This is a genomic window from Flagellimonas sp. 2504JD4-2 (assembly GCF_053642935.1).
The window spans coordinates 283,537-309,051 of record NZ_JBSIOV010000005.1; the positions used below are offsets into that span (position 1 = coordinate 283,537).

Consider the following 25,515-nt stretch of genomic DNA (forward strand, 5'->3'; position numbering starts at 1 on the left):
TCTGATATTTTTAGTTTATGGCTATGTCTTTTATTGTTGATTGTTACCTCCACCATTATTACCACCTCCATTGTCCGAGCAACCTTTGTTGAAGTACGAAACTTTAATCTTAGTTTCTCCGGTACCTACATCCCGCACCTTTGTCTTAATCGCATAAGCGTTATAACCATAGGACCCTCCTGTACAAGGTATAGTAGCACTTACCGTTAGCTGATTATTGGTTGTTTCAGAACCATAATTATTAAGAAGGGTAACATCTAAGGAAGAAGTCACCAGACCCTGTGCATAACTATATCGATAGTTTCCTGAACCCCCTGTTGGTAAAGTGGTCAATACTCCCGTGCTGGAATATCCATTGGATGCTGATTGTGAAACTTGTAGATCACTAAAGCCTTCATTACTGTCAATGATGCCATTGCCATTATCGTCCAGTTCATTGGTGACCTTATGGTTGTACTTGTTCTCGCTTACCTTTTTAAATCCACCAGTAAGAGAAGGCGTATTCCCAATTTCTGCATGGGTCCTGATCAGTCGTCCTGCCTCATCATATTCAAATTTGGTGGCCAGGTTAGTTCTTCCTAAAATGGCAACCAACTCGTCCCAATCATTGTAAACATAAGAAGTAATATCGGCCTCAACTGGATGAACCCTAAAATCATCAACCGTTATAGTTGTGCCCGTTGTGGTTACATAAACATCCTTCGAATTCTGAATGTCTGCATAAAAATTCAATTGAGTCCAGTTTCCAGCAGAGATAATCTCATCAGGGTCATATGTAATGTTAGACCCTCCTACGTTAACTCGGGTATTGGAATAAGTACTGGTCAATGTCCACACTGAAATCTTATACTTTCTTGCTGAACCGGTTCCATTTTCAACTGTAACCCTAAATGCTGTTTCTCCAGAATCTACTTGAAGCCCGTTGGCTCCTGTATGCGCCGTGCTTGACAATGAAGCGGTTCCACGTTCCACACCACCAGAAAATTGGTTGGTTTGATGCAAATCTTCAGCCCCTGAATAGAAGAATTTATTATATTCCGTACTTGCGCTTGAATAAACTTTGGAATCTCCATCTCCCATTTTAGTTGATGCAAAATTGCCACTAACATCCATGACCTCAGTAGGATTTGAAAACTCATCGTACGCGGTTATTTCAGATAGCTGTTTCCATTCTGAACTTTGCGAGACATCTTGATCATTCACCTCCAACGACCAGTTAAAGCCATCGTCATTCGCATCGTTGAATCCAGTGAATATTCCCTGAGTGTCGGATGTTCCTTGCCAAGTAAAATTTTTATGCTTTCTCCAAACATTGTGATAGGTTGTCAATGTAGTCTGGTTGGGTGGGTCGCCAACTAACTCAGAAGTACTATATTCAAAGGGTTTCCAGGTAGTGACACCAACAGCGACCAAATTTGATGTGCCATCATAATATGTCTTGTTCATAGCACTTTGCACAAGCATATTCTTATTATTTGTATTATCTACCTTGCTTCCCATCTCTGCATATTGGGTTATTGTATATGCTGGGACGTTAACCACGTTCATTTCCTCACCTCTTGCAGATGTTGTTTGGATTCTAGTTGCTTGTCCAGTAACGGGATCTAAATCTTTAAACTCAGTAGTATAAGCGTACCCTCCATTATATTCGGTCGTAGACTTAAGCATATTGGGGTAAAGAATCCTAGAAGAGGCGTTAATCAACCATTTATCAGTTTTGTATGATGGTGTATAATCAACTTCTTTATAAGATTGAAATGACTCTTTGCCCTGTTGTAAAAATGGAACATTCTGGGTAGTATAATATTCATTTGCAATTTTACCCATCATTTGTCCTGCTTTATTTAGTGTAGTTACCTCCAAAAGCTGACCGATAGAAGCCAAGTTATCTTTTACGGTATAACTTTTAATATCTATTTCTCTATTTGATGCATCCGTATAGGTATTATCTCGATTGGTGACAATTTCATAGAAATCCCCATACTTAATGGAAGTCTGAGATTTTTCCTTCATAACATTGAACTTGTATATGGTCTCCGTCAATGAAGGTTGTCCGTTTGCCTCATTTTCTACAGTAACATACTCGTACATTACCCTTGGTGCAGGAAGTTCTGCACTATACGGAATCTCTAATTGTTGTTCGGCGTCAAATGGCAAGTAACTCACATATCCCCAACCGTTTTTGTTTTCCCCATAAGAATAAGTGGTCTTATATGTATTGATGCCGTCAGTAGCGGTAATGGATTTAGCTCTGATACCTCCTTGTTCATACAACACGGATGTTCTTGGGTAATAAATCACCTTAAGTGAATTCGTTGGGGTAAGATTAATGTAATAACACGGTATGTTAAGTTGCTCCACAGTTTGTGAGCCATCAAGAGATACCATGTAGGTGCCAGCATTCACACTAGTAATAGTTCCCAATCCTTCGTAAGAATATTTTGTGGAAGTTGTTGTTCCAGTGCATTCTTGCCGGGTATAATCTATGTTCACCTTATCCCCCACTAATACCCCTAAATCATCTGTTGTATTATTGGTCAACCTAATAGTAGTGGTATTGTAATTGTTGGAATCAAATTCCGATATGTATTGTCCCGAATCCGTAAATTCAACTTGATTGGTAATACTTTTGAACTTGTTTGTCTCATATTCAATCTCCAATTTCCCCCCTTCTGGAGCGTTAATGGTTCTCAATGACCACACATCATTTAAATTGTCATAGTAACCGTAGTTGTCTTTCCGGTCACTGTTAAAGCTTGCCGTACTATGCCAGTAATCAAATGTATAAGGTGGTAATAGTTGAATCCCCTGTTTTCCCTTGAAACTTACTCCCAATAATGTTGACCTACCAAAATTACCTATGGTATTCGGAGCTCCAGCAGCTAGACTATTATCATAGTTAAAATCAATACATTTTATGATCTTATCCTGAATGCTGTTTATGTTATCTCCAGTATCCAGAATGTTGTCCATGGTATTTACATAAACAGTTTCGCTTGGTTTTTCGGAGTTGTTGTAAACCATCGTATAGCTTTGGGAGGATGATGCTCCATAAGTTTTGGTCAATGTATCGTCTTCTTCATTAACCAAAATGACCTTTTTAAGTCGTAGTTGATTTTGCGCGGGAATAGTAAACCTATTTACAAAGTCGCTACTGTTCTGATCCAAATCATCAATATGCGAGACCGAGTTGTAAGCCCACTCTACAGATCTACCGTCCAAACGTTCTTCTTTTACGAATAATGCAGTATGTGTTCTTGTTTTTACCTTATCCAAATAGTACATTTCCTTTCGTCCCCTTACCCACGTCTTTATGTCGTCATCATCTGGATTGGTCAAGTAATCTTCTCCGTAAGGTGTTTGCCAAATAAAGGCATCTGACCATTTTCCATATTCAAAATTGGTCCAATATCCTAAGTCTCCCTTATCTGCATAACCATTGGCATTTTTATCTATATAATCTGGCCCTGTAACCGCAGTCAACAACCAATGCGTGGCATAAGGTTCCAATTGACGTTTTTCAAAATAAGAGTCACTTTCAGTCTTTGGGCTATCATCGTTGTTTTTTATTATGCCATAAGTACGAGTGACCGTCTCGTGGTTGTAAACAGGTAGGGAATAGTGGTAGGTTTTGCCATCGGCTGCTGTAATCTTAAATGCCCCTATTCCTTCTAAAGGTGTAGCATCTCTATTAAATCCAGTGTTAGAAGGTTTTAAATATCCTTGGCTTTTAATGGAACTATAGTTATTCAGAATTTCGGCATTAGTAAAATAAGCTATATAATTCCCTGTTTTTCGTCTAGCATTTGGAGCAACATTGTTAGGTCCCAAAAAATAATCAGTTATAACTGTATTATTTGTAGTTGACGTATCAAACGCTGCCTCGGAGGTGTTAAGGTGTGTACTTATCTCGTTATCGAAATAAAAATTTGGGGTTTGGTTGAATTGTGTATGGTCCGGATGTGCTGACGATGAACCATCAATTACATAGTCTAAAGTGTATTCGTCACTATTTTCCTTATTGGAAAGACCAAACAATGCCCCGTTTTCGTATAGTCTGCTTGACATTCCTCCTGACAGTCCTTGGGCTTGTACATTATAGCGATCATAATTGGGGAAAACTGGATTATTCTGTGCCACATCTGTCGAAGAAGTTATCAATTCGTTATCAATTGAAAATTCATTGATATCCATAAAAGATTCACCCAATGTTATCGTTTTTTGACACGTTTGAATACAAACATTATTAGGTCCTCTCACACAACAATAGGTAATAACATCAGTGGGGTTTTGCGATTGATTAAAATAAATCGGTCCGTTTACATAATTCTCTTCTTTTTTTCCCAAATAGTATCGGAATTTTTGTTTTCCAAAGGAAAGACTAAAGAATCCAATAGGTGTTGGTAACACCAACGGTATATTATATCCACTGGATTTGGTTACATAATCCCCCATTTTTACCGTGTTGTTAAAGGCTAATTGCAGGCCAACTCCTGCACCAACATCCACATTGTTTCCGATAAGGTTCGATACGCCTCCATTAATTCCGACTCCAGACGAGGATAAAGACATCCCCAAATATCTCCTGTTTCCATTCACTTTCTTACTATAGCTAACATTCACACTCCCGGAGGTTGAAGCGCCTATATTCAAGCCCGCGTCATTTTTTATACCAATAGACCCATTAACCCCACTTCCGGAGATGCTAGCTCCTAACGAGAGCCCTCCGGCTGTGGTTCCTCCTAAGCTTAACCCACTGTTTCTACCTACCGAAAGGTTTCCGCCCAGACTTGCTCCAGTTGCGGTTCCAAGCTTATCCAAAAATTCATGACCATAGCCAACGCTGACCGTTCCACCTAAACTCAAATTACTCCCCCAGGATAATCCCAACCCAACAGAGACACCGCTATTCGAAGTAAATCCTGCCGACAAAGAATACACTTGCTCGCTACCTCCCTCATCATAGAAATATTCCGTTAACAACGCTGAATTGTAGTCATCTGGGTAGCCATTAATAGATCTATTAATGGCTCCAGGGTTCAGGTTCCATCCCAAACCGACCCAAGAGGCTTCCTGATCCATGGCAATACCTGCATGATAGGAAAGTGCCAATGGATATCCGCCTTCTGGCGAGGGTACATTTAGTAGGGGTAGAACATAACTTAGATTTCCTGTGGAAAGATTGACCATATCGGTCGCATCCACCGGTTCGAAACTAGTTGCTTCCGGCGTTGTTGGGCCATTGTTTGAAGCCCAAAGCATATTCACTGGAAGTAAACTTGGTAAAAAGATCAAGGTTAAGAACACCGCGATCATTTTGTGGGAAAATTTGGTTTTCTTCATGGTATACATATGATTGTTTAATTGCATTCTGTATTGTAAAAGGTTGAGATTTCCTTTATTTGTTTCTTTTTATATTCAGCAGTTTGAATTTTTTCCACAAGACGAGCACAGTCTTCAAAATATTCCGAAGCTGCCTTTTTAAAGTTTTTGGAAAAGAGTTGACTTGAACCTAGATGAACTGCTTTACTTTGGCTCTTTTTTTTCAGATAATAATAATCCGCTGTATAAAATTGTCCGCCTCCAAAACTAGTGCCTCCTGCACTCCCTACACCAGCAGGACCAGTGGGCATATATCCAAAAGAGCTTTGTTGATATAGATTTACCTCACCTTCAACAATTAGTTGCAGCATTATGGGGTTTTCCAAACCTTCCACATTAATACTTCTATATTCCTCCCAATTTGCTCCTTCTTTGATTTTAATTCTTTCAAGTTCTTTAAAGGAGAAAAATTGAGCTTTTTCCTTTGAATCCAATCTGAACTTTACATCCGTTCTTTTTAATTTCCCCAACCCATTTAGAACCTTTCCGTCTTTAAATTGTAATTCAATTTCCGTTCGTTGGGAATATATTGTAGTACTTGCCCATAAAAATGACAATATGACTATAGACAGTCTTGACGTATTTCTCATAACTCAAAATTTATTGTGGGTTCGTTCTTTAGTGGTTTCACTGGAATCTTAAAGCCGACCTCCCCTGTGGAAAGGCCCAAGTCCTCTATGGTGAAATGAAAGAACTCTTCTTCTAAAAGTCTTTTATCCTTTGGATACACCAACAACATATTGGTGCTATTCGACATCCCATACATTCTGGGGTAGATATAGTCAGCCATGGGGATGGTATCCCTTTTTTGGCTTATGAGATGTACTTTTTGCCCCATGCCAAAGGCCAATTGGTTTACCATGGCGCCAAAAGCGTTTCGGTTTCCGGCTTGGCTATTCAACAGCTCTTGGTTATTGGACCTCATACCCAAATTGAAATACAGATAATTGCCATATTTCTCTCTTAGCTTGTCCACATCCTCTCGGGAAAAATCGGTGCCGAGTTCCTGTCTTACCAACACGTCCGTAGGTCGATAGGTAAGCGTATACGCAACATCACCTATGGCCTTTTCATAGTGGTAGCCATTGGCTGTCTTTTGGACATAGGACAACAATTCCTTTTCGGAATCAAAGCTGTTTTGTCCGCAGCCAACGAGCAATATCAAACCTATTGTCATTATTACTCTCATATCAGATTCCTTGGTATTCTGCGTTAAGTCCTTCCAAAATGGTCTGGGTCAAATCCGAAATATCCTCGGCATACATGATATTACCACTGCCCTTCGCACCAAAAATGATTCGATAGCCTTCTTTTTTGCCATATTCCTTTACATAATCATTGATATCGTTGATCACGGTCTGGGTCATTTTTTGATCCTCTTCTTGAATCTGCTTTTGAATGGCCTGTTGGTAGTTGGTAATCTGTTGCTGTTTGTTCTGCAACAATTGTTGTTTCAGTTCCAATTCTTTTTTGGTCAAGGAAGACCGTTCTTTTTCATAGGTCTTCAATTCATCTTGCCAATCCACCAAAAGACTGTCCACATTGGCTTTTAGGGTACTGGCCTTTTTATTGAATGTTTCCCTTTCCGTCTTGGTACGCTCATAGCCTTCCACCAATTTGTTGATGTCCACGTAGACCAACTCTGATTTTGATTGAGAAAGAAAAAATGTGGCTACGCTAGCCACTAACGCAAGTATTGAAATGGGTAATGCAAGTTTGTTCATAGTACGTGTTGTATTTTATTATTAGCTATAGGTTTTTAATTTATTTTGGTTCAAGGAGTTTTTCCAGTCTAGCAAGTCTTTCTTCCAGACTTTTGTTCTTTTCTTTTTGTAGGGCTAATTGTTTTTGCTGTTGTAGGGTATAAAGCGTCAACTCCTCTATCTTCTCTAAAAGCAGTTTGTTCATCTCACCCAATTGAATCCCATTTTCTTCGACCTCTTTTGCTGATGGGATGTTTATCAGGTGGCCTTTTTCTTGGATATGTTTTTCCACCTCATCCAAGGTGGGCAGATTATGATTTTCATTGAAGACATAATCTGGCCAACCAATCAAGTCGACCTTAACTTCTTTGGCATGAATGTTTCCGTTGACCGCGAGTTTGGAATCGGGAGTTGTGGTTCCAATACCGACATCCCCACTCGCATTTATGGTCATATCACTCGCATGATTATTCACCCTAAAATGCATTACATCGGTAGCATGATTGTATTGGATACCTCCAACGAAACCGTCATTGGTATCAGCAAAACCATAGTATCCATTCTTGGTATTGTATGTCATTAAGGAAAGCATTACGTGGTCATCGTCCTCAATTGTGATATCTGAATATGAATGAGGATTTTGACCTGAGGCGCCGTTATATATGTGTACTTTGGATAGCGGGTCTGAAGTGCCTATGCCAAGGTTACCCGATTTGCTTATGCGCATTGCTTCGTAGTTGGCGTTTGCGTAAGCTGCACTAGATTTTACCCTGAATGCCAATCCTTGTACATCGTCATCCGCGCTTTCTTGAATCGCCTGAATTTCTGGTCCATTGGTTTTTCCCAACATTATTGAAGCCAATGCATTACCAAGTCCTGCACTACTTCCATGGACATGAAGATTGGCATCCGGGGAGGAAACTCCAATTCCAACTTTTCCATCTTGATTAACTACAAAGCGGGGAGACCAACTCGAACCACTATTCCCGGAGGTGCCGATTCCAAAAACGTTTTTTGAACCGTTGGAGTGTCCAAAATAAAAAGCTTGCCTGTTCACCCCATTTAGGTTATTTTCAATTACGTATCGGTAATTGCCATCACTTTCCAGATTCAGACCGAAATCATTAGTAGCACTGGTATGTTGAGATGTAATAAAATCTGTTTCCGAAGCCGGTGGTGACCATTGCCCAAATAAGCCGGGCGTAACCAATAAAATCAGCACACTGGTCATATTTGTGATTTTCATGTTATTGCTTTTTTAGTTTTTCAAGTTCTTTTTCCATTGTGTTTATTTGTTGTTGCTGTTGAAGTACATAAAGTGTCAGCTCCTCTATCTTTTCCAATAGCAACTTGTTCATTTCACCTAGTTGAATGCCGTTTTCTTCGACCTCTTTTGCTGATGGGATATTAATAAGGTGTCCTTTTTCTTGGATGTGTTTTTCCACTTCCTCTAAAGTGGGAAGGTCATAGTCTTCTTTGAAGACATAATCGGCCCAACCGGTCTCAACTTTGATTTCCTCAGCGCGGATTTTGCCTTTTACCGCTAGTCTATACGTTCCAGGGTTGGTTGTGCCTAGACCTAAATTGCCATTGGCGAGCATGGTCATCATCTTTGTTGTATAGCTCGTCCATACGAATAGCGGCCTGGTTTGAATTGGTCCATTCGGTCTCCTTGCATCAAAAGCTACCAACGCAGTGCTTCCATTGTCATTGGAATCGCTGGTTGAACCCATGACATACAATGAAGATCTGTGATCTGTTTGATGATGCCCTCTTAACACCGGGATAAACTGACCTGATGTTGATGTTGCATTATAAATGGTCAAATAATCTGAGAGTGCGTCCTTAACCCTGAATCTCAGGAAAGATTCTGTTGGTTGATGTTCATTTATCACATCTATGTGATGGGAAGGTGACAAGGTTCCTATGCCTAATCTTCCGCTAACCAGCAAATCAGAAGCTGGGGTTGTAGAACCCCATCCTACTAGCACATCTTTACCATTATTCCAGTTTAAATGTAAATCTGCCAAGTCTCCATTTAGATGACTTTTGCCATCAATATGTCTTACACGTAATTTATAGTTGCCATCATCTCCGATGTTAACATGGCCTTTAACAGTCAATTTGTATCCCGGAGTGGTTGTGCCAATGCCTACATTGCCATTGTCCGGAAATGTATTGGTAATCTGGGCAGTTGTGAATGCGAAAGAAAGCAAGGTGATGTATAGTAATTTTCGCTCTTTCATGATATCATTGGTTTAATAGTTTTTCTATTTTTTGGATACGCTCTTTCAGCAAAGTGTGCTCATTCTCAATTACCTTAATTCGGAAATCTTTTTGTTGGAGTTCTTTTTCCTGCGCTAAAGTGTAAAGCGTCAACTCCTCTATCTTCTCCAAAAGAAGTTTGTTCATTTTGCCCAGTTGAATGCCATTTTCTTCGACCTCTTTTGTTGATGGGATGTTTATCAGGTGGCCTTTTTCCTGGATATGCTTTGCAACTTCTTCAAGTGTTGGCAAGTCATAGTCTTCTTTGAAGACGTAATCGGCCCAACCGGTCTCTACTTTAACTTCTTTGGCCCGGATGTTTCCATTGACTGCTAGTTTATATGTTCCTGGATTAGTGGTGCCGATACCTACATTACCCGTAGCATCGGTTATTACCAATTTGGGTGAAGCATCCATGGTCAATCCATGGGATATCGAGAACACATTGTCATTGTCCATAACTCCAACGGACCATTTTGAGTTCACTTCAGAGCCTTCATAAAAACTGATATAGGCATCCCCAGGACCTGTTTCACCATTTCCGACCAAATGAATCTGTCCTTGACTCTGCTCACCGTCTTCTCCTTGAACCTGTAACTTCCCGGTAGGATTGGTAGTTCCAATACCAACATATCCAGTTACATCTTTGATTATCATTTTAGGAGCTGCATCCATGGTTAATCCATGGGATATGGAAAATGCATTATCATGATCCTTTACACCAACGGACCATTTGGAATTGGTTTCAGAACCCTCATAAAAACTTATATAAGCATCCCCAGGGCCAGTTTCCCCATTTCCAACGAGATGTATTTGTCCCTGCGCTTGTTCGCCTGACCCCCCTTTAATCTCCAATTTCCCAGAGGGACTGATGGTTCCTATCCCCACATTTCCAGTACTTAAAATGTGCATTCCGAGCAAAGAGGCATGAGGACTGGTCCCATGGCCCAAGTAAATTCTATTTTGAACCGATCCAACTCCGTACAGACCTACTCCTCCCCACTTGGTAGCTCCTGTAGGATCATAAAAGTGGGTTCCACGCGCCCATCCGCCCGTTGTGGAAGGAATCTCGAAGCGTACACTGTATCCGTCCATAATGGCATCGCCACTTGAGGGATATTGGTTCTGTGAAAAACCTGAGGAGATACTTAAGAATAAGAACGGTAGCAAGCTTATTCCAAGCTTGAAAATTTTACTTTCTTGGTATTTCATGACGATTCTTTTTCAGTTGCTCTATTTCCTTTTGTTGATTTTCATTCTCTTTTTTCAATGCGATCACATATAAAGTCAGCTCTTCTATTTTTTCTAGAAGCAGCTTGTTCATTTCACCGAGTTGGACGCCATTTTCTTCGACCTCTTTTGCTGAAGGGATATTGATGAGGTGGCCTTTTTCTTGGATGTGTTTTTCGACCTCTTCGAGTGTAGGAAGGTCATGCTCCTCATTGAAGACATAATCTGGCCAGCCTATCAAATCCACCTTCACTTCTTTGGCGTGAATGTTTCCATTGACTGCCAGTTCAGAATCGGGGGAGGTTGTTCCTATGCCGAACCTTCCCGTGTTTGTGTAGGTAAAAAAAGTAGAAGGGTTAGAGGAATTGTTTATAAATAAATTGTTACCTGTATTTTGAATGGAAAAATTCCATACTTTGCCTCCCCGCTCCATTTCAAGTCCAAGTCCTCCAAAGGGGTCCTTAATCGTTAGCTTGGATGTAATTGAATTGTTATGTTGTCTATCCCCAGTGAGACTACTCCAAATTTGAGTGTATCCAGTGGGAGGAGCTTCAAACGTCCAGTATTCCGTGGCACATATGGTTTGAAAATCGAATGCAGCATATAAAGAGTAGTTGCTCTGCCAGAACCACAGATAATGCCATCCCTGTGAGTCGGTATAGACTCGCCATTCAATTCTACTCGGATCAGTTACAGATCTATTTGCTGCTTCACCAAATTCTTGTAGCAAAGGTTTTACACCTCCTCTACTGCCAAAAGAAAAAATAGCATAATACTGTTGGGTGCCCGTTTGCCCATAATCCGTCTGTACGTTCAATGTACCCGATATACTTGAGCATTCACCTCCATCTATGGGATTTTTATTCTGGATTCTGGCCACTTTGACCCATCGTCCCGTACTCCCTCCAGAACCAAGGATTTTATCGGTTGCCGAAACGTTAATGGATATGCAAAATGCTCCTAATAACAGGACTAGTTTTTTCATTTTTTATCTTTTTGCAGTTCATTGATTATTGCTTCCATTTTTGCAATCTTCTGTTCTAAAACCTTTATGTTCTTTAGCTTCTTTTCCTGCGCTAAAGTGTAAAGCGTTAGTTCCTCTATTTTCTCCAAAAGCAGTTTGTTCATTTCACCAAGTTGGATGCCATTTTCTTCGACCTCTTTTGCCGAAGGGATATTGATGAGGTGGCCCTTTTCTTGGATGTGTTTTTCGACCTCTTCAAGTGTTGGCAGGTCATAGTCTTGTTCAAAAACATAGTCGCTCCAACCTGATGCTTCGACCTTAACTTCCCTTGCGCCGATTGAACCTTCAACAGCTAAGCGATGACTGCCGGTATTCAGGCTGCCAATTCCTACTTTACCTTCTTTGGAAACTGAAAATCGTGTAATCGGGGCATCCGTAAGCGTGGAGGATGTTCCAAATCGTAAATACCCATTAACAGGATCAAACCGTATTTCGCCAGCGTATTTATCACTATGCAAATCAACCCCGCCAGAGCCATGCATAAACATCAGTACCTTATGCCCTCCATCATGAAACAGATAGCTGTCCCCAATCTGAAATTTTTCCAACGGACTGGTTGTACCTACACCTACGTTTCCCCCATCAAACCAAGTGTTGCCATTGGAATGGATTTGAAACTTGCTTTCTACATTATCGTTTCTTCCTGTGATGTATCCATGGCTTTGTCCGTTCATACCCACTCGGTAGCTACCTCCTTTACTTACCGTAATGTATTCGGTGCCATTGACACTACCGCTGACATCCAATTTGGTCCCAGGAGAAGAGGTTCCTATTCCGACATTTCCATTGTCATTTATTGATAGTAATCTGTGGTAGGTCCCATCATTCCAGAAAATAGAGAGTTTATTGTTGGTCTCATATGATCTAGGGCCGCTGAAGTGCCAAAAGCCATTTACATTTTTTAAATTGAGGGTTGCACCAGAATTATCCGTCCGTTCGGCAGTAAGACCGGTAGGGTTTTGAGCTTTCGCAAATGTTGAAAACACCAATAGTGCAAATAATATGTTGCTAGTTTTCTTAATCATTTTATCGATTTAAAAGTTGCTCAAGTTTTGCAAGTCGGTTTTCTTGTTCGCTTACTTTTGCTTTCAGCTCGTTTATTTCTTTGAGTTTTTCTTCTTGCTCAAGCGTATAGAGTACCAACTCTTCAATTTTCTCCAATAATTTCATGTTCATCTCGCCCAGTTGAACACCATTGGCCTCCATTTCCTTTGCCGAAGGGATATTGGGCAGGTGCCCATGTTCTTTGATATAATTTTGGACTTCTTCCAAGGACTTGAGGTCATATTCCTCTTTGAATACATAGTCAGGACCGGGAACGGAAAGGTCCACTTTGACTTCTTCCGCATGGATGTTACCCTTTACAGTGAGTTTGGAGTCTGGGGAGGTGGTGCCAATTCCAACCCCTGAGGTTTTGACGGTAACCTGGACTTGATCCCCATTTATGAATTGAATATCTCTGTTAGCTTCGGTTCCAATGATTAAGGCATTGGCAACCGTGCCTGTTGATTTTGTATTGGCATTTCCTTCAATCTCCACAAAATAATCTACTAGCTCACCGTCTTGGACAAAATGTATTCCTGGGTTGTCAGCTTCATTATTGTTATCGGTATCCGCTTCCAGTCTTAAAATGGCATCGCCCGAAGTACCCGTCGAAATATGTAATTTACTTTGTGAGGTATTGGTTCCGATTCCAACATAACCGTTTGCAGTATTGATTGTAAAAACGTCCCACTTGTCGATATCGGTGCGACGCGTTCCGATTCCAAAAATATTTGAACCAAAACTTCCTTCTGAAAAACCCATGTTGATTCCCACCTGACCTCCATCTTGCCTTAGCTGTATAAGGGGATTGTCAGATTCATTGTTGTTATCCGAGTCCGCCTCCAGTCTGAAGATAGCATCTCCGGAGGTCCCAGTGGAAACATGTAATCTCCCTGTTGGCGAACTGGTACCTATCCCCGTGTCTCCATTGGGTTTGAACACCATCTGGTGAATCCCATTAAAGGCGAAACCAATTCCATTTATTTTATGTAGGTTGATCCCGTAGTGGGAGTTATCCAAAGTGCCAATGGTTGGATCTGTTGGAGTAAATGTGTTGGGTATTCTTATCTCATTACTCAGTCTTAAGACCGGCCCCACTATTTCATCCGTAGTACTTACTTCATTACTAACTGACGTCGTATTCCATTGGGCATGTGCAGGGTAGCTAAACAAAAAAGTCAAGACTATAAATCTGATTATCCTCATTCTTTATCTTTTAATAGTTGCTCCACTGTTTTTTCCAAAAGACTGATTCTTTGGTTCGAGATTTCCAATTTTTCTATTCTTTTCTCTTGCTCAAGGGTATAGAGTACCAACTCCTCAATTTTCTCCAATAATCTCATGTTCATCTCACCCAACTCAATGCCATTCGCCTCCATTTCTTGAGCAGAAGGAATGTTGGGTAAGTGCCCATGCTTTTTGATGTAGTTCTGGACTTCCTCTAAAGATTTGAGGTCATAGTCCTCTTTAAAGACATAATCAGGTCCGGGAACGGAAAGGTCTACTTTGATTTCTTCCGCATGGATGTTTCCCTTTACGGTGAGTTTGGAGTCTGGGTTCTCGGTACCTATACCGACTTTTCCGTAAGAATCAATAAACATTCGTGCGGCATCTGTAATAAGTTGATCTTGGGTGGTATTCCCGTTCTTGGCATAGAAGTATAGCTTGCCCCAACTCGCCCTCATTCCGGAGTATCCGTAATTCCCATTATGGCTTGATGGCGTAATAAGTTTATTGTGATTTGTTCCTCCCTGTACTACAGCCATGTTTGAGCCATAAACTGCATTACCTCCTGTAGATCCTGATATATTCGCCCCAAAATTACTGGTCACCACAAACTGGGAATTTGGAGCTGTGATGCGTAAACCAATATTTCCGTTTTGAGAGATTCTCAGTTTTTCTGTTGGCGTCGCATTATCATTAGATCCTTTTGTTTTGAACACCAAATCCGCCTTCCCGTAAGTCCCTACATTCGCAATTCCGATTTCTGCATTTACCCGTGTACCACTACTTGTTGAGCTGTTAAAACCATCCCTGCCGGACCATTTAACACTAGATTGCCAACCTGCGCCATTTGCTCCATCGCCAAACAAAATCAGGTTGCCCTTACCATCACCGGTTGATCCACTGGAGTATGTATTATAGTTTACATAAAGATCATTTTCAATACTTGCCGTTGTATGGGTCTGGGAGACCATGGCCAAAGACGTAGAAAATATAAGGAAGTTTAGGAGCTTTTTTCTTATCATCTCTGGTGTTGTTTCAATTGATTAATTTCGTTTTTAAGCTCGATGACATAAAGGGTCAGTTCCTCAATCTTCTCCAATAGTTTCATGTTCATTTCACCCAATTGAATACCATTGGCTTCCATTTCACTGGCTGAAGGAATGTTTGGCAAGTGTCCATGTTCGTTGATATAACTTTGAACTTCTTCCAAGGATTTGAGGTCATAATCCTTTTTGAACACATAGTCTGGGCCTGGAACGGAAAGGTCCACCTTCACTTCTTCGGCATGTATTCTACCCTTTACGGTAAGTTTGGAGTCTGGGTTAGCCGTTCCAATGCCGACTTTCCCATTGCTCTGTACCTTCATACGAACATTGCCGCTCCCATCTTCCAATCTTAGTATTGTAGGGTTATTCGTAGATTGCGAACCTCCATAACCACATTGTACCAACAACCCCTGTCCTTCACCTCCGCCATTGTAAATTTTAGCGGTCCATGAATTGTTGATGGATTTATTAACTTCCAAAAAGGCGGAAGGATTTGAAACGCCCAGACCATAATTCCCGTTCTCATCCGCTACAAGGATGTTTCTCCAACCTGTCCAAACATCATCAGTGGGAATCCATTGTCGAAGCTTTAGCTCACCATACGGATAGGTGGTGGCCGTTAGTTCAAAATTTCTGTGTTCAACACCTAAAACAGTCAATTTTGTACCGTAAGGATATGCCCAATTCAAGACGGAGTTGTTGCTTCCCGGTCCTTGTTGATAATAGACTCCTGAAGCCATGTTATTGACATTCTCATTTTCCGCATATTGGTTTTGAGCTACTACCAGTGTTGAAAGGGAAAAAGTTAGTATGTAAACTAGTTGCTTCATTGTTTAGAGATTTTGTCCATTTCAAGTTTTAGTTTTCTGTTTTCCAATTTGAGCACCTCCTGTTCTTTCTTTATTTCGATAACATATAGGGTCAATTCTTCAATCTTCTCCAGCAGCAGTTTGTTCATTTCCCCCAGTTGAATCCCATTCTCTTCCACTTCCTTCGCTGAGGGAATATTGATCAGGTGGCCTTTTTCCTGGATATGTTTTTCCACCTCTTCAAGTGTAGGTAGATCATAATCAGCTTCGAAAACATAATCGGCCCAATTCGTCTCCACTTTAACTTCTTTGGCTCTAATACTTCCATTTACCGCCAGTTTGTAAGTGCCTGGATTTGTTGTTCCAATACCTAGATTACTTTCGATATACCATGTTCTATGATAAAAGTGATAACCAAATTCTTGACCCCAATCCCATCCAGAATCATCCGCTAATCTTGGAGCTAAGTAATTCCGATGATCCGTACTTCCAGTATGCTTTGAGCCCCAGTACATCTTTTCAGCCCCTGATAAGAAGGTGATGTTTCCATTGGCATCAAACAGAGCACCGGGGTTTGTTGTGCCGATACCAACACTGCCATTGCCTTTAACATACATTCTAGTAGCACCGTTGGTATTTATAAACAGGTTTTCATCGACATCCAGCGTTAGATTATAACTATTGGTTCCTGTAGCACCTATGTAGTGGTTAGAATTACCGCCGGAGGTTCTTTTCCCGGTAATAGAAATCCCTGCATTGGAGCTTGTGGACTCAGTATGAAGCCTTAGCTTGGTTATACCTGAACTTTCTAAATGCAGTTTTTCGGTAGGACTTGTAGTTCCGATGCCCACATTACCATCATCGGGAAACGAATTCGTGACCTGGCCAACCAACAAAAATGGTAAACCTAGTAATAGAGCAGTTATATTTTTTTTCATTTCCAGTTATTTTTGATCAGCTTTTTAAGTTGTTCTATTTCACTTCTTTGAACTTTTAGTTCCTCTTTTATGGCGTTAGCCTGGGAATTTTTACCTTCCAATTGCCTTTTAAACTCTTGGATTCTTTCTTGTTGTTCCAAGGCGTAAAGCGTCAACTCCTCAATCTTCTCCAGAAGCTTCATGTTCATTTCTCCTAATTGGATTCCGTTGGCCTCCATTTCCACGGCCGAAGGGATGTTTGGCAAATGCCCATGTTCTTTGATGTAGTTTTGGACTTCCTCTAAAGATTTAAGGTCATAATCCTCTTTAAACACATAATCAGGGCCAGGGACTAAAAGATCCACTTTTACCTCTTCAGCATGGATTTTTCCTTTTACAGTGAGTTTGGAGTCTGGGGAGGTGGTGCCGATACCCACATTATCTATAAAGGATGCACTTTTCCCTATTTTCGGAACATCCGTGTAACTATCTGGATTGGATACTTGGGTGACACTACTTGGAATAGTTACCATCACTGTCTGCTCACTCGTTATGGCCAAGCGTACGGAAACATGTCCGTGGTTTCCACTAGAGTATGCATAAAGCTCATATGTGGTTGCATCAATCTTTTTACATTTAATCAAATCCCCTATTTCAGTGCCTTCAATAGTATAGTTCCACTTTCCTCCATAGTTATCAGAGGTCACCTTCCTAATGAATATATTGGCAGATGCATTATAACCATACTCGTAGGTTCTTGTATAATTGACCTCCGCATCAACTATTATGGAGTTATAATTGGTGTTTGATAGATCAAAGGTGGCTAGTTTGTACCAGCCAACGGAAGGGTTCCCCAAACCCCACTTTCCCTCATGATACTGTATCTGTCCAAACACACAGCTAGTTGAAATCAATAGAAGAAAAAGACACATTGTTTTTGTTCTCATCTTGCAGCCTTTATTTTAATATGTTCGGTAATCAATTGTTTCAGACTCTCTATTTCTTGCTCTAAGCCTTCCATACGCTCAAGTTTTTTCTCCTGTTTTAGGATGTATAAAGTCAGCTCCTCAATCTTCTCCAGAAGCTTCATGTTCATTGCTCCCAATTGGATTCCGTTGGCCTCCATTTCCATGGCCGAAGGGATATTGGGCAAATGCCCATGAGCTTTGATGTAGTTTTGGACTTCCTCTAAGGGCTTGAGGTCATAATCCTCTTCAAAGACATAATCGGGCCCTGGAACGGAAAGATCCACCTTAACTTCTTCGGCATGAATTTTTCCTTTTACGGCTAGTTTCGAATCCGGGGCAGTAGTGCCGATGCCCACTCTCCCAGAAGCCAATAAGGACATTACGGCGAAATCGCCAGAAGTTCCACTCCAATAGTCAAAATAGAGATCCAACCTATCGCTCAAATCATCTCCAAAGGCAATTATGGATTTTGAATTTGCATTGTCTACTTTGAGATACATCCTATCGTTACCATCGGATACCCTTAGCCCTCCATCTCTGATATCCAATTTATCAATAGGGCTGGTTGTTCCAATTCCAATATTTCCAGATTCGGACAATACCATTGCAGGTGAATTGATATTGTTTCCGTTAACAGCAAAACGAATTTTAGAACTAGATTCTAACCCTCCGCCATAACCCGAATAGTTGGTAACTAACCTAATATTGTCCCCTGATTCTCTCTCTATCTGAATCCCTTGAATCCCAGAAAAACTTCCTTTAAAAATTGCATGGGTCGCACTGGAAGTCCTTACCTCCAACTTTTCGGTTGCCGTTGTTGTGCCAATACCTACATTGCCATCATCGGGAAATGAATTGGTAACCTGGCCAACCAGCAAAAATGGTAACCCTAATAATAGAGCAGTAAGATTTTTTTTCATTTCCGGTTATTTTTAATAGGCTTTTTAGTTGTTCTATCTTCTTGGCTAAAAGAGCAAAGCTTAAGATCATCAGATCACTAAGCCAGTTTTAAAGCCTAAAACTCCAGCCAAGCGCATGGCTATTATGCTGAAATATTAGTTGTAAGTAATTTTACAAGATTTTGTAGGTGTGTTGAAAAAAATCGAATGATATTTTAGTTCGATTTATAAATTGACGCAAATTTTAAGGGCAACTGTTTCTTTTTGCCCAGGTAAATTGATAATCTAGTATTGACGATTATCCCGATTGCAATCGATAAGCATGATTACAGATATAATCATTGGACATAGCTTGTAAAACAATGGATGAATGAACGGTGTTTTTGATTAAGATTTCAGGCATTAGATCAGATTTATTTTGGGTTATATATAATTCTTGTAGGAATTTACTTATTTTATTTAAAACTTTTTCAATCCTTTTTGTGAAGGAATTGTAATTTAAATCTTACCTGAAATGGATTTATGATTTTAACTCATTGATTACCAAAATTTTAATTCAAAATAATTGCTGTTAATAACTTTTTAGACTGTTAATCTGAAAATATTTATAGAATATTCTATAGAATATTAGCAGAAAAAAATTACATTTCGAGTAAGATACCCTAAACGGTATTGTTTAAGATAAGATGCCTCATTTCAACTTCGATACCCATGAAAAGAACCTGGTCCCCACAAATAGTACAAACGAAAATCCCCGCCATCAACCTACAGGAAACCCTTATCGTATTAGCTATTATAGGAATATTGCTCTTGCTTGCCCTTCCTAACTTAATGCCATTGATCTCTAAGGCCAAAAGCGTAGAGGCCCAGGTACAATTGAAAGCGATCTATAATGCGCAGACTACATACCGCTATATGCACAGTAAGTATTCCAACGTAATGGGAGAGCTGGACTTTGAGCCCCCAAAAACAGTAAAGGAAAATGGGACGGCGAATTATGTTTATGAGATTCTGAGCGCAGATAATGCCACATTCAAAGCTCGTGCGGAAGCCATTACCGATTTTGATGGAGATGGGGTGTTCAATGTATGGGAAGTTGATCAGGATGGCAATCCAAAACAAACTGTAAAAGATTGATAAGCGTCTTAAAGATTTCGTTAATGGTGTGTCTGGGCTACATAGCTGTACAAGATTTTCGGGAAAGGAAAGTTTTTTGGTTTCTGTTTCCCATAGCAATGATTTTGTTTGGATGCATTCATTTTCTGAAAATTAATGAGGTTACAATGTTTTTGGGAAGCTTGTCGGCAAACATACTTCTTGTTACCCTAATTACAGTTTTGCTTTATGGTTATTCCCGATTTATCTCCAAAAGCAAATTTTTAAACCATAGCCTGGGACTTGGCGATATCTTGTTTTTTTATGCTTTCGCCATAGGGTTTCCAACATTCACTTTTATAGTGCTCTTTGCAAACGCCATTTTATTTTCATTGCTTTCCTTTTTGGTTCTGAAAAAGAACTTTAAACAGCAAACTGTTCCTCTAGCAGGGTTTATGGGGCTCTTTATAGTTTTTATGATGTGTTTTGAATTAATCTTTAAATCCCCATCACTATATGCATACTGAAGAAAAAAGGTTGCAGCTGGCTTCTGAACTTGTTCAATGCATTAATGCTGAACAGGCATTTCATTATAGGATTATTCCCAAAGAAAAAGTGGACGGCGTAATTACTTTTTATACCGACACCGAATCCCTGGAAAACCTATTGGCAGAATTACAGATAGTTTTGGAATTTCCTGTAAAGTTGGAGCGACTGGAAACTTCCGAGCTTCAAGATTTTTTAAGCGCAAATTATAGGCAAGCGCAAACTCCACAAAGTAGTGAACTGCATTATACTCCTGATTTTTTGGAGAAAATCCTTGTCAATGCCAAAGCCATTGGAAGTAGTGATATACATTTTGAACCCTACGAAACCAATTGCAGGGTCCGTTTTAGATTGGATGGAAAGTTGGTGGAGCAATTTAAAGTTCCCATACACGAATATCCAACCATAGTCAATAAAATTAAAATACGCGCCGACCTGGATATTGCCGAAAAACGTTTGCCACAGGATGGTCGGATCACGGTGAAATCCAACGGTGCAGAATTCGATATCAGGGTATCATCGCTCCCAACACTTTTTGGTGAAAAAATTGTGCTACGTATTCTAAACAAGGATACCCAATCAGTAAATCTAGAGGATTTGGGATTCAATGCACCGGAGCTTCAACGCTATAAAGAGGGTATAAAAAATCCCAACGGGATTGTTTTGATATCAGGTCCTACAGGTTCTGGAAAAACAACAACACTTTATGCTACATTAAAGCTGCTGAACGATGCCAAAACCAACATCTTGACCATTGAGGATCCCATAGAATACACTTTGGAGGGTATCAATCAAGTGCAGCTCAAAGAAAATATTGGATTGGATTTTGCCAGTGCGCTCCGTACATTTTTACGCCAGGATCCCGATATCATTATGGTGGGTGAGATTAGGGATGTAAAAACAGCAAACATGGCTATTCGAGCTGCCTTGACAGGTCACCTGGTGTTTTCAACAATCCATACAAATTCGGCTTGGTCTACCATTTCACGATTAATCGATATGGGTATCCCACCATTCTTAATAGCCAGCACGTTAAACATCAGTATTGCGCAGCGTTTGGTTCGCAAACTTTGCGACAACTGCAAAAGAAAAAGTGATATTACCGAAGGCGTGTTTCCACAAGGTTTTGATCCACCCAAGGGCCTAACACACCATTTTGCGCCGGTGGGATGCCAATCATGCCATCATACAGGTTATAATGGAAGAAAGGCCATTTATGAAATCATTCCTATCAACAAGATATTGATTCCACATATTAAAAACAATGTACTTGATATCGATGAATACCTAAAAGAACAACACATAATGACCTTAAAGGACAATGCACTTTTGCTTGTGGAAAAGGGCATTACCTCTGTGGAGGAAATATATCCGCTGTTAACCAATTGATACATGAAGAAGATCTTATTTCTATTTTTTCTAACCCTCTCCCTTTTCGTTTTTTCGCAAGAAGAGGAAGCGCGAATTCAAAACATACAAAACAATCTGGAAGCATTGGCAGTGGATAATCCAGGGCTTTCTGAAAATTTAAAGCTGGATATCAACGTAAACAGCGTATCGCTATCCAACTTTCTCTTGGCAGTTTCCCAAGTTCATAAAATAAACATCAATATCGACCCAAGCCTACAAGGAATCAACATTGTAAATAATTTTTCCAATGTCACCGTGGCTGATTTGTTGGTCTTTCTATGTAAGCAATACGAGCTGGATATCAATTTCACCGGAAATATTTTGTCCATTCTAAAATACCAAGCTCCTCCTGAGATAATTCCGGAGAGAGAAGTACAAGTTGGTTTTGATGCCCTCAACAATTTAATTTCATTGGACTTAAAAGGAGACTTTTTGGAGAAAGCTTTTCGAAAAATCATCGATGTTTCCGGTCAAAATCTACTGTATTCCAAGGGAATGGAAAACATTCCGTTGTCGATATACATCAAAGATGTACCCCTTGACCATGCCATGAAAAGGCTTGCTGAGACCAATAACCTTACCTATTCCAAGTCTCGCGATGGATTCTATCTATTTGATCAGATAATTACAAATAATGGTGAGCAGCAAGGACGTGCTCCTAGAGGTGTTTCCAATGGAGATTTCAACTATCAGATATTGGACACCATCAATCGGATTTTGAACGTGGATTTTACAAATGTCCCCATTGCAGATATTGTCCAAGAAATTAGTTTGGACCTGGATTTGGATGTTTACATGGCCACGCCATTATCCGAAGCAGGAAATATCACATTCAAGGCCAAACAGATTTATTATGACGAGTTGTTGACCAAGATATTCGAAAGTGAAGCGGTCCCAACATCCAACAACACCGCTAGTCCCAATGGGCAACCAAACACCCAACCCACAAATAGAAACCGTAACCGAAACGAGGGGCGGTCGTCAGTCCCTACCACTTATGTAAACAAGACAAATTTTACCTTTAAAAAGGAAAACGATCGTTACTTTTTTGGAACAGCCGATCAGTTAAGTGTAAGAAAATTAGAGATTGTGCAGATGATGCATCGATCTGTTGAGTTATTGGGAGACCCTATGCAATCCACTGGGTATGGACGTTCTGCGGGACGAACCGTTCAAGGAGGTGTCAATTATTTGGGTTCTGGTGGATTTCAGAACGGGACCAACGGCTTTGGTAATAATCAAGGAAATTTTGGGCAGAATTCGAACAATACGCGACGAATAAATACGCAAAACAATCAATTTGGCAATTACTCCTCTAATGCCGAAGCAATTGTCAATATTCTACCAGATGATGTAGTCGCCGATCTTGACATAAAAATTGATTTTGAGCTCAACAGCTTTTTAATCAGCGGTCCGGCAGCCAACATTAACCGTTTTAAGAAATTCATAAAGCAAATCGATAAACCTGTTCCGGTGGTATTGATTGAGGTAATGCTCATTGAAGTCACTAAATCTGCAACGGTTGAAACCGGGATTAGCTGGGGAATAGGTGAAAACCCCGTAGAAACCAGAGGCGGAATTTTTCCGGAAACGGACCTAACATTGGGAGCCAATACCGTGAATAAAATTATTGGAGGTTTCGACGGATTTGGGTCTTTTAACATTGGACGTGTGGTTCCTGAGTTTTTTGCAACAATCAAAGCAATGGAGGCCAATGGCAATATCAAGATTAAATCAACCCCAAAGCTTTCAACCTTAAATGGGCACCGTGCCAATCTCTCCATAGGGGAAACCACCTATTATGTTGTTACCAGTCAGAACTTTTTTGGGTCTCAGATCCCTACAGCTTCAGAAGTACGAAACTTTCAGCCCATTGATGCTGAATTGGCCGTAAGCATAAAACCTTTGGTCTCCGGGAACGGACAGGTGACTTTGGACATTAATGTGATACAATCGGATTTCAGCGCAGAACGGATAGACGAAGACGCTCCTCCTGGATTGACTTCCAGAGAGTTTAGTTCTATTATCCGAATGCAGAATCAAGACCTTGCTATTTTAGGAGGACTTGAGGAAAAAGTCAAGAACGACACAGGCAGTGGAGTTCCTTTTTTGGCCAGGATACCCATTATAAAATGGCTGTTCAGCAAGCGAAAAAGGGAAGACCGTAAACAAAAACTGACCATTTTGATCAAGCCAACAGTGATATACTAGTGATCAACGCTCTAAAAACATATATTGAAAAGGGAAGGGTGTTCCATGGTATCGAGGTCTATGGAGCAGAAAATGCACTTAAGTTTCAATTTTTGGAAGCTCAGGTCAAAAAGAAAGAGCTTATTGTTTCCAAGCAATGCCGGGCAGACACCATTTCCGAACTCCAGAGCATTGCCCAGTACTCTACTCCCATTCATGTAGCTTACAATACAGCTGACGTTATTACTAAAATTGCCCAGCAGCAAGCCGTTCTAAATGGTAGAGGGGCTGTTGAACAATTATTCCCTGGACTGAATTTTGAAAATTTCTACTATCAAATCACACAGTTAAACGGCAAACAAGTTGTTTGCATCGTAAAAAAGGACGCCTTGGAAACCTTCCTTTCCCAATTGAAGGAAATGAAGCTTCAAGTTGTTGGCCTGTCACTAGGGATATCAACAATGGAGAATGTGGAAAATCATATTGAGCAGGACACCGTTTATACCCATTCTGAAAAAATTGTTTTTAATCACGATTCTATTGAGGGCCTTTCGATTTCAAAATCTGACATCCAATCCGCCATCGTTTACAGCATCAATGGGTTGTATATTGAAAGTACCTTTTTGTTATCGTTTTCTGGGGTTTTAAGTTTTTTATCCCCTTCAGGTAAAGACAATACCAATCTCGAGGACATTGTTCAACATTTAAGGTCCGAGTTTAAAAACAATCGGACTTTTAGTCTTTTACTGCGCACCTCTCTAATCTTCATCCTATTACTTTTGCTTTCCAATTTCTTGGCTTTTAATTCCTATTTCACCAAAGTGGAAGCAGCAAGGGAAAAATTGGCCATCGATAACGAAGCTCGGAAAAGTCTCATTTTGGTTAGGGAACGTGTTGAAAGCAAGGAAAAGAAAGTGGAAGCTGTGCTGTCAACCTCAAATTCCCGAACGTCATTCTATTTGGATCGATTGGCGTCAAGCGTTCCACCAAATATTCTATTGACCGAATTACAATATCAACCCCTTAAAAAACCAATGCAAGTATCCAAACCTATCGAATTGGACGTAAACACGCTATTGGTTATGGGTACTTGCTCCCAAAGTGAGGCTTTTTCAGAATGGATCCATTTTTTGGAAGCTTTGGAATGGGTCAAGGCCGTGGAGACCATGGATTACGACTATCGCAATGCTACCAGTTCAACATTCAAAATAAAAATACATGTTGAAAGGTCTTAAAAACAAAAACACCATGTTGCTGCTAGGTCTATTCCTGGTCCTCTTGCTGTGCTATAAATTGGCTATTTCGACAACACTTGATCTGCGGAAAGAATCTCTTTCATTAAGTGAAGAGGAACGGCTCTTTGACAATGTTCCCCAACAATTATCCTTGCTCTCAAAGAAAGAGGTTCACCTGGACTCGTTGTTGCAGCAACTGAACCTAAACGACACCTCCCTTGAAAATGACCTATTGCGGACCGTAAACCGCGAAGTGGAAAAAAACAACCTTAAGGTTATCGACTTTAACCCTCCTCACGTATCGGAGCTAAATGGCACCATAACCAACACTTACAATTTTACCGTACGTGGCCCTTTCAATGCTATTGTGAAACTTATATATACCCTGGAACAACAAGCAAATTTTGGTCAAATTGCCCATCTGGATTTTAGGAAACAAAAAAACTATCGCAGCCGAAAAAATTATTTAGAAGCTACTGTCTATATCCAAAGGTTCGAGTAATCAACACTGAAATCAAGGGGATA

The 25,515-nt window shown here is 40.3% G+C and carries 20 protein-coding genes; 5 read left to right on the forward strand and 15 right to left on the reverse strand.

What is annotated here, in order from left to right:
* Positions 1 to 30: 30 nt before the first annotated feature.
* The 15 genes from ACULLH_RS18285 to ACULLH_RS18355 are packed head-to-tail and all read right to left on the reverse strand — an operon-like array spanning position 31 to position 18,535.
* Positions 31 to 5,343 carry a hypothetical protein gene (locus ACULLH_RS18285; protein WP_454090188.1) on the reverse strand — a complete coding sequence of 1,771 codons (5,313 nt, stop codon included), beginning with the start codon at positions 5,341 to 5,343 and terminating at the stop codon, positions 31 to 33.
* A gap of 17 nt (positions 5,344 to 5,360) precedes the next feature.
* The gene (locus ACULLH_RS18290; protein WP_454090189.1) at positions 5,361 to 5,972 is read right to left on the reverse strand and encodes a hypothetical protein; all 612 of its coding nucleotides are present in this window, start codon (positions 5,970 to 5,972) and stop codon (positions 5,361 to 5,363) included.
* Positions 5,969 to 6,571 carry a hypothetical protein gene (locus tag ACULLH_RS18295; RefSeq protein WP_454090190.1) on the reverse strand — a complete coding sequence of 201 codons (603 nt, stop codon included), beginning with the start codon at positions 6,569 to 6,571 and terminating at the stop codon, positions 5,969 to 5,971. The genes ACULLH_RS18290 and ACULLH_RS18295 overlap by 4 nt, the downstream gene beginning before the upstream one ends.
* A gap of 1 nt (position 6,572) precedes the next feature.
* Positions 6,573 to 7,106 carry an OmpH family outer membrane protein gene (locus tag ACULLH_RS18300; protein ID WP_454090191.1) on the reverse strand — a complete coding sequence of 178 codons (534 nt, stop codon included), beginning with the start codon at positions 7,104 to 7,106 and terminating at the stop codon, positions 6,573 to 6,575.
* 40 nt (positions 7,107 to 7,146) lie between these two features.
* On the reverse strand, positions 7,147 to 8,331 hold the full coding sequence (locus ACULLH_RS18305) for a hypothetical protein (RefSeq protein WP_454090192.1): 1,185 nt from the start codon (positions 8,329 to 8,331) through the stop codon (positions 7,147 to 7,149).
* 1 nt (position 8,332) lies between these two features.
* The gene (locus ACULLH_RS18310; RefSeq protein ID WP_454090193.1) at positions 8,333 to 9,331 is read right to left on the reverse strand and encodes a hypothetical protein; all 999 of its coding nucleotides are present in this window, start codon (positions 9,329 to 9,331) and stop codon (positions 8,333 to 8,335) included.
* A gap of 4 nt (positions 9,332 to 9,335) precedes the next feature.
* Positions 9,336 to 10,562, reverse strand: coding sequence for a hypothetical protein (locus ACULLH_RS18315; RefSeq protein ID WP_454090194.1), 1,227 nt, complete (start codon positions 10,560 to 10,562; stop codon positions 9,336 to 9,338).
* On the reverse strand, positions 10,543 to 11,565 hold the full coding sequence (locus tag ACULLH_RS18320) for a hypothetical protein (protein ID WP_454090195.1): 1,023 nt from the start codon (positions 11,563 to 11,565) through the stop codon (positions 10,543 to 10,545). Before ACULLH_RS18320 ends, ACULLH_RS18315 begins: the two co-directional genes overlap by 20 nt.
* Complete coding sequence (locus ACULLH_RS18325) at positions 11,562 to 12,629, reverse strand: hypothetical protein (RefSeq protein ID WP_454090196.1); 1,068 nt, start codon at positions 12,627 to 12,629, stop codon at positions 11,562 to 11,564. Before ACULLH_RS18325 ends, ACULLH_RS18320 begins: the two co-directional genes overlap by 4 nt.
* A gap of 1 nt (position 12,630) precedes the next feature.
* Positions 12,631 to 13,854, reverse strand: a complete 1,224-nt coding sequence (locus ACULLH_RS18330; protein WP_454090197.1) for a hypothetical protein — start codon at positions 13,852 to 13,854, stop codon at positions 12,631 to 12,633.
* Positions 13,851 to 14,897, reverse strand: a complete 1,047-nt coding sequence (locus ACULLH_RS18335; RefSeq protein WP_454090198.1) for a hypothetical protein — start codon at positions 14,895 to 14,897, stop codon at positions 13,851 to 13,853. Before ACULLH_RS18335 ends, ACULLH_RS18330 begins: the two co-directional genes overlap by 4 nt.
* The gene (locus ACULLH_RS18340) at positions 14,894 to 15,751 is read right to left on the reverse strand and encodes a hypothetical protein (protein WP_454090199.1); all 858 of its coding nucleotides are present in this window, start codon (positions 15,749 to 15,751) and stop codon (positions 14,894 to 14,896) included. Before ACULLH_RS18340 ends, ACULLH_RS18335 begins: the two co-directional genes overlap by 4 nt.
* Positions 15,748 to 16,668, reverse strand: coding sequence for a hypothetical protein (locus ACULLH_RS18345; protein WP_454090200.1), 921 nt, complete (start codon positions 16,666 to 16,668; stop codon positions 15,748 to 15,750). The genes ACULLH_RS18340 and ACULLH_RS18345 overlap by 4 nt, the downstream gene beginning before the upstream one ends.
* Complete coding sequence (locus ACULLH_RS18350) at positions 16,665 to 17,594, reverse strand: hypothetical protein (RefSeq protein ID WP_454090201.1); 930 nt, start codon at positions 17,592 to 17,594, stop codon at positions 16,665 to 16,667. The genes ACULLH_RS18345 and ACULLH_RS18350 overlap by 4 nt, the downstream gene beginning before the upstream one ends.
* Positions 17,591 to 18,535 carry a hypothetical protein gene (locus ACULLH_RS18355; protein WP_454090202.1) on the reverse strand — a complete coding sequence of 315 codons (945 nt, stop codon included), beginning with the start codon at positions 18,533 to 18,535 and terminating at the stop codon, positions 17,591 to 17,593. Before ACULLH_RS18355 ends, ACULLH_RS18350 begins: the two co-directional genes overlap by 4 nt.
* A gap of 690 nt (positions 18,536 to 19,225) precedes the next feature.
* Here ACULLH_RS18355 and ACULLH_RS18360 point away from each other — a divergent pair.
* The 5 genes from ACULLH_RS18360 to ACULLH_RS18380 all read left to right on the forward strand — a co-directional run bounded on the left by ACULLH_RS18360 (position 19,226) and on the right by ACULLH_RS18380 (position 25,492).
* Positions 19,226 to 19,651, forward strand: a complete 426-nt coding sequence (locus ACULLH_RS18360; protein WP_454090203.1) for a hypothetical protein — start codon at positions 19,226 to 19,228, stop codon at positions 19,649 to 19,651.
* 474 nt (positions 19,652 to 20,125) lie between these two features.
* Entirely contained in the window at positions 20,126 to 21,544 is a 1,419-nt protein-coding gene (locus ACULLH_RS18365) for a GspE/PulE family protein (RefSeq protein ID WP_454090204.1), read from the forward strand.
* A gap of 3 nt (positions 21,545 to 21,547) precedes the next feature.
* Positions 21,548 to 23,776: a type II secretion system protein GspD gene (locus ACULLH_RS18370; RefSeq protein WP_454090205.1), complete on the forward strand. Its 2,229-nt coding sequence runs from the start codon at positions 21,548 to 21,550 to the stop codon at positions 23,774 to 23,776.
* Positions 23,776 to 24,990, forward strand: a complete 1,215-nt coding sequence (locus ACULLH_RS18375; protein WP_454090206.1) for a hypothetical protein — start codon at positions 23,776 to 23,778, stop codon at positions 24,988 to 24,990. Before ACULLH_RS18370 ends, ACULLH_RS18375 begins: the two co-directional genes overlap by 1 nt.
* Positions 24,974 to 25,492: a hypothetical protein gene (locus tag ACULLH_RS18380; RefSeq protein WP_454090207.1), complete on the forward strand. Its 519-nt coding sequence runs from the start codon at positions 24,974 to 24,976 to the stop codon at positions 25,490 to 25,492. Before ACULLH_RS18375 ends, ACULLH_RS18380 begins: the two co-directional genes overlap by 17 nt.
* Positions 25,493 to 25,515 lie beyond the last annotated feature (23 nt).